12 protein-coding genes are annotated in these 12,857 nt (G+C 75.0%); 9 read left to right on the top strand and 3 right to left on the bottom strand.

What is annotated here, in order from left to right:
• The first annotated feature begins 110 nt into the window (after nt 1-110).
• The 7 genes from ABD241_RS08045 to ABD241_RS08075 all read left to right on the top strand — a co-directional run bounded on the left by ABD241_RS08045 (nt 111) and on the right by ABD241_RS08075 (nt 9,292).
• The gene (locus tag ABD241_RS08045) at nt 111-1,427 is read left to right on the top strand and encodes an SWIM zinc finger family protein (RefSeq protein ID WP_344060283.1); all 1,317 of its coding nucleotides are present in this window, start codon (nt 111-113) and stop codon (nt 1,425-1,427) included.
• Nucleotides 1,428-1,468: 41 nt separating this feature from the next.
• Nucleotides 1,469-2,989, top strand: a complete 1,521-nt coding sequence (locus tag ABD241_RS08050; RefSeq protein WP_344060286.1) for a DUF5691 domain-containing protein — start codon at nt 1,469-1,471, stop codon at nt 2,987-2,989.
• Nucleotides 2,986-4,083 (top strand): ATP-binding protein, encoded by a 1,098-nt coding sequence (locus ABD241_RS08055; protein ID WP_344060289.1) that lies wholly within the window; start codon nt 2,986-2,988, stop codon nt 4,081-4,083. The genes ABD241_RS08050 and ABD241_RS08055 overlap by 4 nt, the downstream gene beginning before the upstream one ends.
• A gap of 2 nt (nt 4,084-4,085) precedes the next feature.
• A complete protein-coding gene (locus ABD241_RS08060; protein ID WP_344060292.1) occupies nt 4,086-6,329 on the top strand; it encodes a DUF5682 family protein in 2,244 nt (747 codons plus the stop codon).
• Nucleotides 6,326-7,486: a VWA domain-containing protein gene (locus tag ABD241_RS08065; protein ID WP_344060295.1), complete on the top strand. Its 1,161-nt coding sequence runs from the start codon at nt 6,326-6,328 to the stop codon at nt 7,484-7,486. Before ABD241_RS08060 ends, ABD241_RS08065 begins: the two co-directional genes overlap by 4 nt.
• A gap of 94 nt (nt 7,487-7,580) precedes the next feature.
• Entirely contained in the window at nt 7,581-8,081 is a 501-nt protein-coding gene (locus ABD241_RS08070) for a SigE family RNA polymerase sigma factor (protein WP_344060298.1), read from the top strand.
• A complete protein-coding gene (locus ABD241_RS08075) occupies nt 8,078-9,292 on the top strand; it encodes a hypothetical protein (protein WP_344060300.1) in 1,215 nt (404 codons plus the stop codon). The genes ABD241_RS08070 and ABD241_RS08075 overlap by 4 nt, the downstream gene beginning before the upstream one ends.
• A gap of 9 nt (nt 9,293-9,301) precedes the next feature.
• Here the strand turns inward: ABD241_RS08075 and ABD241_RS08080 are convergent, their stop codons facing one another.
• Nucleotides 9,302-9,910 carry a peptidoglycan-binding domain-containing protein gene (locus tag ABD241_RS08080; RefSeq protein ID WP_344060302.1) on the bottom strand — a complete coding sequence of 203 codons (609 nt, stop codon included), beginning with the start codon at nt 9,908-9,910 and terminating at the stop codon, nt 9,302-9,304.
• 147 nt (nt 9,911-10,057) lie between these two features.
• Here ABD241_RS08080 and ABD241_RS08085 point away from each other — a divergent pair, with 147 nt between their 5' ends.
• Nucleotides 10,058-10,711, top strand: a complete 654-nt coding sequence (locus ABD241_RS08085) for a uridine kinase family protein (RefSeq protein WP_344060305.1) — start codon at nt 10,058-10,060, stop codon at nt 10,709-10,711.
• Between the two features lie 52 nt (nt 10,712-10,763).
• On the opposite strand, the gene ABD241_RS08090 is transcribed toward ABD241_RS08085, so the two are convergent.
• Together ABD241_RS08090 and ABD241_RS08095 are read right to left on the bottom strand one after the other, a co-directional pair.
• Nucleotides 10,764-11,369: a thymidine kinase gene (locus tag ABD241_RS08090; RefSeq protein WP_344060308.1), complete on the bottom strand. Its 606-nt coding sequence runs from the start codon at nt 11,367-11,369 to the stop codon at nt 10,764-10,766.
• Between the two features lie 75 nt (nt 11,370-11,444).
• The gene (locus ABD241_RS08095; protein ID WP_344060311.1) at nt 11,445-11,786 is read right to left on the bottom strand and encodes a hypothetical protein; all 342 of its coding nucleotides are present in this window, start codon (nt 11,784-11,786) and stop codon (nt 11,445-11,447) included.
• Between the two features lie 113 nt (nt 11,787-11,899).
• Here ABD241_RS08095 and ABD241_RS08100 point away from each other — a divergent pair, with 113 nt between their 5' ends.
• Nucleotides 11,900-12,814 (top strand): aminoglycoside phosphotransferase family protein, encoded by a 915-nt coding sequence (locus ABD241_RS08100; protein WP_344063450.1) that lies wholly within the window; start codon nt 11,900-11,902, stop codon nt 12,812-12,814.
• The last annotated feature ends 43 nt before the right edge of the window (nt 12,815-12,857 follow it).

Below are 12,857 nucleotides of genomic sequence, written 5' to 3' on the forward strand. Positions count from 1 at the left end.
ACCCGGCCGGGCGGGCCCCGGAAGGGGCGCCCTGTCCGGGCGCTCCGTCCGCTACCTGCAGCGCGCGATCGGCCCCCGCTGTGGGAGGTGTCGGTCATGATGTGCGAGTCATGACGCGAGCGACCCGATGGACCGCAGCCCAGGTGGCCGGCCTGGCCCCCGACGCCTCGTCGCTGGCCGCTGCCCGGAGGCTGGCTCGTCCCGGCCCGTGGTCCGACACCGGCTCGACCGACACCCTGCTCTGGGGCAAGTGCCAGGGCTCCGGCAAGACGCCCTACCAGGTGAGCATCGACCTGACCGGGCCGGCGTTCCGCTGCACGTGCCCGAGCCGCAAGTTCCCCTGCAAGCACGGCCTCGCCCTGCTGCTGCTCTGGGTGGAGGGGTCCGGCGCGGTGGCCGACGCCGCCGAGGCCGCCGGCTTCGCGCAGGACTGGGCGGCCGAGCGCTCGGCCCGGGCGGAGGCGAGGGCTGCGGGCGAGGCGGCCCGCCCGACGCGTACCCCCGACCCCGCCGCGGCGGCGAAGCGCCTGGAGGAGCGGCTCGCCCTCATGGACGGCGGGATGGACGACTTCGCCCGCTGGCTCACCGACCTCGTGCGCAGCGGCACGGCGTCGGCGCGGCAGCAGTCCTACGCGTGGTGGGACGGCACGGCGGCGCGGCTCGTCGACGCGCAGCTGCCCGGGCTCGCCGATGACGTGCGCTCGGTCGGCGGCGCGGTGAGCGGCCGGCCCGACTGGGCGGAGCGGCTGCTGGTGGCGGTCGGGCGCTGGTGGACCGCGACGCGAGCGTGGGCGGCGCGCGAGTCGCTCGACGAGGCGCAGCTCGGCGACCTGCGGGCCTATCTCGGCTGGGCCACGAGCAGCGAGTCGGTCCGGCGCACCGACGCGGTCACCGACCGCTGGCTCGTCCTCGGCGCGCACCGCACCGACGACGGGCGGCTGCAGCAGCAGCGGACCTGGCTGCGCGGCGCCGCCACCGGCGAGACCGTGCAGGTGCTCGACTTCGCCGCCGGCGGGCAGGTGCTGCCCGTCGCCCGGGTCGTCGGCTCCGCCCTCGACGCCACGATCGCCCGCTACCCCGGCGCCGCGGTGAGGCGGGCGCTCTTCGTCGACGAGCCCACCGTCGCCGACGACAGCGTGCGTATGCCGTCCGGATCCACCCTCGAGGACGCCCGGTCGGCGGCCGCCGAGGCGTGGGGGCTCAACCCCTGGGCGCGTCGCGTGCCGGTGGTCGTGGCCGATGCCCGGGTCGGGACCGACCGGGTCGTCGACGCCGAGGGCGCCACCGTGTCGTTGACCGACGACGCCGCGGTGTGGCCGCTGCTGGCGCTGACCGGTGGTCGTCCGGCCCGGCTCTTCGGCGAGCTCGAGGAGTCGCGCCTGCGACCGCTGTCGGTCGTCGTGGGTGACGAGGTGATGGCCCTGTGAGCTCCGGGAGCGCTGCGGGGGCAGTGGCCACCGAGAGAGCCGTGAGCGACGTCGACGCGTGGTGGCGCGAGGTCGGCAACGCCGCGCTCGTCGGCACGGCGCGACGGCCGGTGCCGCCCCTGCCCGACCTGGGCCCGGCAGGGGTGCGACCGCGCGCGGAGGGGGCGCCCCGTGAGGAGGCGCTGCTCGACGCGGCGGCGCTCGGTAGTGCCGCGCTGCGAGCCGGCCGGCTCCTGGACCGGGCCGAGGCTCCCGAGGCAGCCGCCGACGACCGCCGGCCGGTCGCCCCACGGCGCGCCGTCCAGCTGCTCGAGCTCGTCCTGACGCAGCCCCCGGCCGGTGCCGCGCAGCGGACCGGCCTGCTCGTCCACTGGCTCCGTGCCGCCGACGACGCCGCCCGCCGGGTGCCGCACGCGCTGCTGCCCACCCTCCTCGAGCTCGCCACCGGCAACCGCGAGCTGCGCCGCCCGACAGCCGCCGTGGTCGACGAGCGGGGACGGTGGCTCGCCGGGCTGCGGCCGGACTGGTCGTGGGTCGCCGAGGCCGCCGCCGGGGCCGAGGCCCACACGGCCTCGCGGGTCTCCGAGGCGGTCCCGCAGTCGGACGACTGGGCCCGGCTGCCGTCCGCCGACCGCGTGGGCGTGCTGGCCGCCGTCCGCGCGCACCACCCCGCCGAGGGGCGAACCCTCGTCGCTTCGACGTGGGACACCGACTCCGCCCGCGACCGGCGTGCCCACCTCGACGCCCTGCGCATCGGCCTCGGGCCGGACGACGAGGCCCTGCTCGAGACCGCCTTGGACGACCGTGCCGGCACCGTGCGCGAGGCCGCCGCCGAGCTGCTCGACGCCCTGCCTACCTCCGCTCGCGCCGCCCGGATGGCGCAGCGGCTCCGGCCCCTCGTGCGCCGCACCGGCCTGCTCGGCCGGGGCCTGGAGGTCCTGCTGCCCGACGAGCCCGATGCCGCCGGCGTGCGCGACGGCCTCGGCAAGCCGCCGCCCCGGCGCTCGGCGCGCGGGTGGTGGCTCGAGCAGATCTGTGCCGGCGCCCCGCTCGAGGTCTGGGCCGAGCTGACCGGGGCCGCGCCGGCCGTGGCGGTGGGGCGCCTCACCGACGCGCAGGCGACGGACGTCCTTGCCGGCATACGCCGTGCCGTGCTCGCCCGACGCCAACTCGACTGGGCGACAGTGCTGCTCGAGCGGGGCTGGGACCCGGCGCTCGTGCCCCTCCTCCCCCGCGAGCTCCGCGAGCGCGCCGTCCTGGCCCGCGTCGACGCCACGAGCAGCAAGCCGCACCATGCCGCCTCGGTCATCGCGGCCGTCGAGGCGCCGTGGTCGCCGGACTTCAGCGTCGCGCTGGTGTCGCGACTGCGGGCCGCACAGCTCGGCTCCGCGATCGTCGTCGCGACGATGCCGCACCTGCTCGCCGGGCTGCACCCTGCCGCCCTGGACCCGCTCGAGCGCTGGCTCGAGTCCACCGGCGCCGACCAGACCCTGACGACCAACCTGCGCAACCTGCTCCAGTTCCACTCCGTCAAGCGATCGATCACCGAGGCCTTCAGATGAGCGAGTCCCCCTCTCCCACCACGGTCCTGCGCGCCCATGCCGAGGACGCGTATGCCGCCGAGCTCGTCGCGCTCCAGGCCACCGACGACCGCCCCAGACCGCCGCGGTGGCGGCTCTCGCCGTGGGCCGTGACGACCTACCTGCTGGGCGGCACGCTCGAGGACGGCACCGAGATCACGCCGAAGTACCTCGGGTCCCGCCGGCTCATGGAGGTCGCGGTCGCTTCGCTCGCGACCGACCGGGCCCTGCTGCTCCTCGGCGTCCCCGGCACCGCGAAGACCTGGGTCAGCGAGCACCTCGCCGCGGCGATCAGCGGCTCGTCGACGCTCGTCGTCCAGGGGACGGCCGGCACGCCGGAGGAGTCGCTGCGCTACGGCTGGAACTACGCCCGGCTGCTCGCCGAGGGACCCACCCGTGCTGCGCTCGTGCCGAGCCCGGTCATGCGGGCGATGGAGACGGGTGCGCTCGTCCGCGTGGAGGAGCTGACCCGCATCCCCGCCGACGTGCAGGACGCGCTCATCACGATCCTGTCGGAGAAGCACCTGCCGATCCCCGAGCTGGACTCGGAGGTGCAGGCGCAGCAGGGCTTCAACGTCATCGCCACCGCCAACAACCGCGACAAGGGCGTCAACGACCTGTCCTCGGCGCTCAAGCGCCGTTTCAACACCGTCGTGCTGCCGCTGCCCGACTCGCTCGACCGGGAGGTCGAGATCGTCCGCACGCGCGTCGACTCCCTCGGGAAGTCGCTCGAGCTGCCGCCGGGCCTGGAGTCGCTGGCCGAGATCGAGCGCGTCGTCACGATCTTCCGCGAGCTGCGCTCCGGGGTCACCGCCGACCAGCGCACGACGGTGAAGTCCCCGTCGGCGACGCTGTCGACGGCCGAGGCGATCTCGGTCATGACGAACGGCCTGTCCCTGGCCGCGCACTTCGGCGACGGCGTCGTCCGCGCCGACGACGTCGCCGCCGGGCTGGTCGGGGCCGTGGTCAAGGACCCGGTGCAGGACCGGATCGTGTGGCAGGAGTACCTCGAGACGGTCGTCAAGGACCGCAGCGAGTGGACCGACCTCTACCGCGCGTGCCGGGAGCTGGGCTGAGCATGACCGGCCCCCGCGTCGAGGCGCGTGTCGAGGTCCTCGGTGTCCGGCACCACGGACCCGGCTCGGCGCGCTCGGTGGAGCACGCCCTCGAGGAGCTGCGGCCCGACGTCGTGGTCATCGAGGGGCCGCCCGAGCTCGACGCGCTCGTGCCCCTGGCTGCCGACCCCGACCTCGTGCCGCCCGTGGCGGGGCTCGTCTACGTCGCCGACGAGCCGCGACGGGCGGCCTTCTACCCGTTCGCCTCCTTCTCCCCCGAGTGGGTCGCGCTGCGGTGGGCCCTCGCCCACGGCGTCGACGTCCGCTTCGCCGACCTGCCGGCCACCCACGCCCTCGCGGGCGCCGAGGACGCCCCGGGCGCTGCGGGCGCCGAGGCCCCGCGCCGCCGCCCGAGGGAGCGGGTCGACCCCCTCACCGCGCTGGCCCGCGCCGCCGGCTACGACGACCCGGAGCGCTGGTGGGAGGACGCCGTCGAGCACCGGCGCACCTCGTCGCTCGCCCACTTCGCCGCGCTGCGCGAGGCGATGGAAGGCGTCCGAGGCACGCTCGAGGGCGACGACGACGAGCGGCGGGAAGCCTTCATGCGCAAGGTGATCCGCACCGAGATGCGTGCCGGTCGCGAGCGCATCGCGGTCGTCTGCGGCGCCTACCACGCCCCCGTCCTGGACCCGTCCTCCTTCCCGCCGGCCAGCCACGACAACGCCCTGCTGAGCAAGCTGCCCAAGGTCAAGGTCGCGGCCACATGGGCGCCGTGGAGCTCGCAGCGGCTGTCGTACGCCAGTGGCTACGGCGCCGGCGTCCGGTCGCCGGGCTGGTACCACCACCTCTTCGTCACCCCGGACGACGAGGTCGTGCCGTCGTGGTTCGTCCGCGTCGCCCGGACCCTGCGCGACGAGAACCTCGACGCGTCGACCGCGTCCGTCGTCGAGGCGACGCGCCTGGCCGGGGCCCTGGCCGCGGTGCGCGGGCGGCCTTCGGTCGGCCTCGCCGAGCTGACCGACGCGGCCCGGGCGGTGCTCACCGAGGGCGCCGACCAGCCGCTGCAGCTCATCGACCGCACCCTCGTCATCGGCGACGAGCTCGGCCACGTCCCTGAGTCGACGCCGACGGTGCCGCTCGCGAGCGACCTCGCGAGGCAGCAGAAGTCGTTGCGGCTCAAAGCCTCTGCGTCCTCGACGGTCGTGCAGCTCGACCTGCGCCGCGAGTCCCAGCTCGCGCGCTCGGTGCTGCTGCACCGCCTGCGCGTCCTCGACGTGCCGTGGGGCACCCCGGTCGAGGCCGGGCGCACCATGGGCACCTTCAAGGAGGCCTGGGAGCTCGAGTGGACGCCGGAGCTGGCGGTCGCCGTCATCGAGGCGAGCCTCTACGGCACCACCGTCCGCAGCGCGGCCGAGTCCCGCATCGCGGAGGCGGCCCGAGACGCCCCCGACCTCGGCGTCCTCGGCCGGCTCATCGAGGAGTGTCTGCTCGCCGACCTCCCGGAGGGGCTGCGGGCCGTGGTCGCGGCGCTCGCCGAGCGCACGGCCCGGCAGCACGACACCCGCGCCCTCCTCGAGACCATCGAGCCGCTCGCCCGCACCTGCCGCTACGGCGACGTGCGAGGGGTCGACGTCGCCGACGTCACGCACGTGCTCCAGACCGTCGTCGTCCGCGCGTCCGTCGGGCTGCGCGCGGCCTGCTCGAGCCTCGACGACGACGGCGCCGCGGCCATGCGCACGGCCGTCGAGGCGGCGCACCGCGGCATCGCCCTCGTCGACCGCAACGACCTGCGCGACCCGTGGACCGAGGCCCTCGTGGCCGTCGGACGCGACGAGAACATCCACGGCGCCGTCGCCGGCCGCGTCAACCGGCTGCTGCTCGACGGCGCGCTGCTCACCCACGCGGACGCCGCCGCGCGCCTGAGCCGCCGCCTCTCGCCGGGCACCCCGGCGCCCGCGGCAGCCGCCTGGCTCGACGGGTTCCTGACCGGTGAGGCCCTCCTGCTCATCCACGGCGACGACCTGCTCACCATCGTCGACGAGTGGCTGGCCGGAGCGACCGAGGAGACGTTCGAGGACCTGCTGCCGCTCGTGCGCCGCACGTTCTCGCGCTACCAGCCGGCGGAACGGCGCCTCATCGGGACGCACCTGCGCGACCTCGCGAGCGGCACGCGTACGCAGGCGACGACGGCGTCGATCGACCTCGACCGTGCGGCACCGGCGATCGCTGCCGTCGCCCGGCTGCTGGGGCTGGAGGTGGCCTCGTGACCGACCGCGACCGGCTGACCCGCTGGCGGCTCGTCCTCGGCGGTGAGCAGTCCGACGGCATCGGCGACGCCGCGAGCCTCGACGCCGACGACCTCAAGCGCGACGAGGCGCTGCGCGACCTCTACGACGGCGAGCGCCGCAGCGGCCTCGGCGCCTCCGCCCCGCGGGTCGCCCGCTGGCTCGGCGACATCCGCGGCTACTTCCCCTCCTCGGTCGTGCAGGTCATGCAGCACGACGCGATGGACCGGCTCGGCCTGACCCAGCTGCTCCTCGAGCCCGAGCTGATGGAGGCGGTGCAGCCCGACGTCGGCCTCGTCGCGACGCTCGTCGGCCTGAACCGCGTGATCCCCGAGCGGTCACGCCAGACCGCGCGGGCGGTGGTCCGCACGGTCACCGACGAGCTCGAGGAGCGCCTGCGCGCCGAGACCGTGCAGGCCGTCACCGGGGCGCTCAACCGGGCGGCTCGCACGCGACGGCCCAAGGCGGCCGACATCGACTGGCACCGCACCATCGCCGCCAACCTCAAGCACTACCAGCCCGAGCACCGCACCGTCGTGCCCGAGCGGCTCGTCGGCTACGCCCGGCGTGCCCGCCGGGTCGAGCGGCGGATCATCCTCTGCATCGACCAGTCCGGCTCGATGGCCGAGTCGGTCGTCTACTCCAGCGTCTTCGGTGCCGTGCTGGCCTCGCTGCGCTCGGTCGAGACCAGGCTCGTCGTCTTCGACACCGCTGTCGTCGACCTCACCGACGAGCTCGACGACCCCGTCGACGTGCTCTTCGGCGTGCAGCTCGGCGGCGGCACCGACATCAACTCGGCCCTGGCCTACTGCGAGGGGCTCATCGATCAGCCGGGCGAGACGATCCTCGTGCTCATCAGCGACCTCTACGAGGGTGGCATCGCCGAGGAGATGGTGCGCCGCGCCTCGTCGATCGTCGCCTCGGGCGCCACCATGGTGGCCCTGCTGGCGCTCAGCGACTCGGGACGCCCGAGCTTCGACGCCGACCACGCGGCCGCCCTCGCGGCGGTGGGCGTGCCGGCCTTCGCCTGCACCCCGAACCGTTTCCCCGACCTCATGGCCACCGCGATCGAGAAGCGCGACATCACCGCCTGGGCGGCCGCCAACGACATCGTCACGACCCACGAGGCCGACCCGTAGCGCCGAGGTCCGAAGAACCACGAGCACGCCCAGAGGCAACCTTCTGCCACCCTCGTGCGTCTGGAAGCGTCGACGCAGTCTCGGAAGGACAGGTGTGGACGACTCGGAGGACGACTTCGTGACGTGGGTGACCGCCCGCCAGGGCGGGCTGCTCCGTTTCGCCTACCTGCTCACGGGCGACCCCCACGCCACCGAGGACCTCGTGCAGACCGCCTTGGCCAAGGCCTACCTGCGCTGGGCCACGGTGCGCACGCAGGGCTCGAGGGGCGCGTGGCTTCGACGCATCATCGTCAACGAGCACGTCAGCGCCTGGCGCCGGCCGTGGCGGCGTCACGAGCTCGCCAGCACGCCGTACGTCGACCTGGCCGCCGACGCGGTGGGCGACGGCGGCCCGGAGGCGTTCGACCGCCACCTGTGGTCGATCGTGTGCGCCCTCCCACCGCGGCAGCGCGCCGCCGTGGTGCTCCGCTACTACGAGGAGCTCACCGAGCGCGAGACGGCCGAGATCCTCGGCTGCTCGGTGGGCACGGTCAAGAGCCAGACCCACCGGGCGCTGGCTGCGCTGCGCGTCAAGCTCGAGGAGGTGTCGGCATGAGCCCGGCCGAGGTCACACACCCCGACGACGGCGAGGACCGGGACGACCGGCTCGCCGAGCAGGTGACGCAGTCGTTCGCGCGGATCGCTCGAACCATGCCCGTCGAGGGTGGCGGCGTCGCCCTCGCAGCCGTCCGTGAGGCGCGCACGATCCGCCGACGCCGGTCGGTGGGCACCGTGGCGGCCGCGGCCGCGCTCGTCGCCGTCGCGGTACCGGTGTCGCTGCGCCTGGCTGCATCCCCGGCGCCGCCCGTCAGGCCGGCTGGGTCGAACACCGCGCCTGCTCGCCCGTCCCTCCCGAGCGCCGAGCACACGGCCACGCTCCCCACCAACGGTTCCCCCACCGGGCGGGTCGTGCGGCCGTATGCCGTCGACGGGACCTATCACGGCGCGTCCGGGTCTGCCCGGCTCGCCGCCACGGACGGCCTCTCCGCGGTGCTCAACCTCGACGGTGGGGCCAAGGTGCTTCTGCTGCGACCGAGCTCGGGGAAGGGCGAGGTCGTCCTGCAGGCACCGGACGGGGCGATCGCCCTGACCCTGCCGGGTGTCGACGGGCAGGCGGTGGCCGACGCCACCGGTAGGCGGTGGGCCCTGCTCGACGTGCGGACCGGCGTCCTCACCGTCCGCGACGCCCAGGGGACGGTCCGCGGGTCGACCGAGTCGGCCGGCCCCTCACCGATCCGGTCGGTCGTGGGGTTCAGCGGTGACCGCGTGCTCATGACCACGTCCACCGGAACGTCGTTGTGGGATCCCGCGACACGTCACCTGGACCAGGTGTCCGGGGATGCCGCGCTCGATGCGTCCGACGCGGCCCGGCGCGCGGTCTACGCAACGACCGACACGACGCTGGAACGAGCGGGCTCCATCTGCTGGCAGGTGCGGTCGACGACCGACCAGCGACCCGTGGCGGCACCGACCTGCGGCCCGGCCGGCACGGTGACCATGAGCGCCGACGGGCGCTACGTCGTCGTGCGGCAGGCATCCGGCGCAGCCGTCTGGGTCTATCGGGCCACCGGTGGCCGACCGGTTCTCCGGGTGGCGGTGCCTGCGGGGGTGACCGTCGAGGACACCAGCCTGCGGATCGGACTCGACGAGCTCGTCCTGGCGGCGAGCGATCGCGTCGGGCACCGGCTCGCGGGGTGCACGACGGAGGGCGTGTGCGAGGTGCTCACCACCACCTCGCCAACGCCCTACCTGCTCATCCGGGACTGAGGCGGTCGTTCAGTTGGCAAGGCGACCCGAGCCGCCGGAGTGCAGCGCGAAGAGGGTCGACGGACCGACGACCCCGTCAGGCGTGTTGCCGGTGGCCCGCTGGAAGGCCCGCACCACGGTCTGCGTCTGTGCGCCGAACCGGCCGTCGACGGTGATGGCCAAGCCTTGGGCGCGCAGGGCCCGCTGGAGGATCACGACGTCCGCACCGGTGGAGCCCTTGCGCAGCGTCCGGTCACTGAGGGCGGCGCTGATGAGCGTGACCCACATCGAGTTGTTCACCCGGCCGGAGGTGTCCGGCGCCCCCTCGGTCCCCTTGGCAGCGGCCACCACGGCGCGCTTCGTCTGCGGGCCGTAGGACCCGTCGACCGCGACGGGCCCGAGACCGGCGTCGTTGATCGTGCACTGGAGTGCGCCGACCGCCGGCCCCCTGTCGCCGGGCCTGAGGACCGGGTAGGCCGAGAGCGTGCGTTCGCAGGCGGCTGCCGCACGAGTCGGGGTGGCTGCCGCGCGAGCCGAGGTGGCCGGGCGGGCGCCGACGGGCGCGCCGCCCGTTCCGGCCGCGCACGCGGCCGGAACGGCGAGCCCGATGCCGACGGCGGCGACTCCGACTGAGGCCATGAAGCTCCTGCGCATGATGATCGTCCTTCCCCTGCGATGGACCAGAGGTCCGTTGGCCGCCACGACTGGCGGCACCGGCCGACGGCCGGCGACCCAAGACGCAGGGGTCGCTCGATAGGTTGCACGGCCGGACGGCATACTCCCCGCATGCGACTGCACCCCGAGGAGACCGAGGCGGGCCCGTGGCGCCACGTCGACGACGCCGAGCTGGCCGAGCTCCTGCGCCAGGTCCTCGGGGACGGGCGCAGCGTGCTGCTCGTCGACGGCCGCTCGGGCGGCGGCAAGACGACCTTCGCGGAGCGCGCGGCGCGGTTGCTCGACGGCGCCGTCGTGCACAGCGATGACCTGGCGTGGAACCACGACGCCGTCGCGTGGGACGAGCTCGCGATCACGCACGTCCTCGAGCCGTGGCGCCGTGGCGAGGACGTCGACTTCCGCCCGCCGGCGTGGGTCACGCACGGACGCGACGGTGCCGTGGCGGTGCCCGAGGGCGTACGCGTCCTCGTCCTCGAGGGGGTCGGCGCGGGACGCGCGTCGCTGGCGTCTCGGGCCGACGCGGTCGTGTGGGTGCAGTCGGACCGGCTCGAGGCGCGGGAACGCGGCCTGCGCCGGGACGTCGAGCTGGGCCGGACCCCCGAGGAGGCGAAGGAGTTCTGGGACGGCTGGATGGGCGCCGAGGAGCCGTTCCTCGCAGCGGACCGCCCGTGGGAGCGGGCTTCGCTGGTCGTCCGGACGCTCGAGGCGGACCGAGCGCGCGGGTGCACGACCGTGGCGACCGGGCCCCGCGCCGCGTCGTGGTGACCCGACGCGGCCCCGGTGCGTCGGGTCGCCAGGTGACCCGGACCGGGGCGCCTTACCGGGCGGGGCGGACGAAGCAGGAGCGGCAGCGCGCCTCGTAGCTGAAGGTGCCGTCGTCGGGCAGCGCCTCCGAGCCGCCCAGGTGCTCGAGGAACGGCTCACCCGAGCGGAGCACCTGGGTGTGCGTGGCGCTGAAGTCGCGGCACCGGTCGCAGACCGCGCGACGGTAGGAGACGGTGTCGGGCCCGAGCTCGAGCAGGGCACGCACGGTGGCGAAGAGCTCGCCACGGTGGTCGAGGTCGATCCCGGCCACCACCACGCGGGTGCCGCGCGCCAGCAGCTGCTCGATGACGGCCACGTCGTCGACGTCGAACATGTGCACCTCGTCGACCGCCACCACCTCGAGCGGCTCGGCCAGCGCCTCACGCAGCGAGGTGACCTTGGTCGTCACCAGCGCCCCACCGCTGCGCGAGGTGACGCCGGTGTCACGCACGTGCCGCTCGGACTGGTAGACCCGATGCCGCACCCGGGTGAACTGCAGCGGCGAGAGCATCGAGATCAGCGACAGGCTCTTGCCCGACTTCATCGGGCCGAGCACGACGTCGAGCGACACCCCCGGCACGGTGCGGACGGGCTGGCTCACGGCGTCGATCGTGGTCACGGGCGAGAACGCTATCGGGCGGTGGCGACAGTCCCGAGCAGGCGGGGGCGGCGCCGGTCGGCTGGTCCGGACCGGTCAGGGCCCGTCGCCGTTGACGCCCCGGATGGCGGCCTCGCTGCAGGTGTCGAGAACGCCCGAGGCGGACAGCTGTCCCGCCAGTGCCGCGCCGCGACCCGCGGCACGCGCCGAGGCGCCGATGAGCCAGCACAGCGCCGGGTCGCTCGTCGGCGTGGGCACCTGCGCGCTCGCCTGCGACACCTCGGACCGCAGCTGCTCCAGCTGGTCGTCCTGGTGCTGCACGAACCAGGCCCAGATCACGACGTTGACGAGGATGAGCAGTGCCAGCAAACCGGCCGTCGCGGGCCGACGCATCGCCCGCTCCGCCGCCGCGAGCGGTGACTCCGGCCCCTCGTCCATGACGGCTCCCCTGTCGTCGGGCACGCCCTTGCACGCGCCGGTGCCGCGACCGTACTGCGCGACAAAAGGGTTCGCGCGGCAAACGCACCGACTTCTAGCGTGACGGGGTGCCGATGCATGACGACGAGGTCCGCGCCACGCCCGAGCTGGTCCGCCGGCTGGTCGACGACCAGTGCCCGCAGTGGACCGACCTGCCGGTCACCGCGCTGCCCGACGACGTCGAGGGCACGGACAACGTGCTCTTCCGGCTCGGCGACGACCTCGTCGTCCGCATGCCGAAGATCGGGTGGGCCGCCGGACAGGCCGAGTCGGACGCCCGCTGGCTCCCGCGGCTCGCACCCCACGTGCCCGCAGCCGTCCCGGTGCCGGCGCACGTCGGCGAGCCGTCCGAGGCCTACCCGTGGCGCTGGTCCGTGGTGCCGTGGGTCGAGGGCACGACGCCGCCGCGGCTCGGCTCCGACGACGTGGCCCTGGCCCGCGACCTGGCCGCCTTCACGCTCTCCCTGCAGTCGGTCGACCCGGAGGGTGGACCCACGAAGCCTCCGGGGTCACGTGGCACGCCCCTGCACCACGTCGACCACCACGTCCGCGCCGCCCTCGAGAGCCTGCGCGGCCACGACGACGGCGTCGACCTCGACGCGGCCGAGCGCGCGTGGGAGATCTGCCTGGCCGCACCCGAGTGGGACCGCGCCCCCGTCTGGTTCCACGGCGACCTGCAGCCCGGCAACCTCGTCGTCGACGACGCGGGCCACCTCGCGGGCGTCATCGACTGGGGCGCCGTCGGCGTCGGCGACCCGGCCCCCGACCTCGCACCGGCCCTGTGGACCTTCACCGGCACCGCGCGCACGCTCTACCGCGAGGCCGTCGCGCCGGACGACGCCACCTGGGTGCGGGCGTGCGGCTGGGCCCTCGCGCCGTCGCTGACCGGGATCGGGTACTACCGCCACACGTTCCCCCGCATGGCCGAGCACGGCCGTCGCATGGTGCGCGCCGCTGTCGCCGAGCTGCTCGGCCGCGACGACGCCTGAGGCAGCCGCGGAGCCGGCCGAAAAGCAAGCCGGTCAGCGACTC

This window comes from Terrabacter lapilli, from assembly GCF_039531305.1.
Classification (GTDB): domain Bacteria; phylum Actinomycetota; class Actinomycetes; order Actinomycetales; family Dermatophilaceae; genus Terrabacter; species Terrabacter lapilli.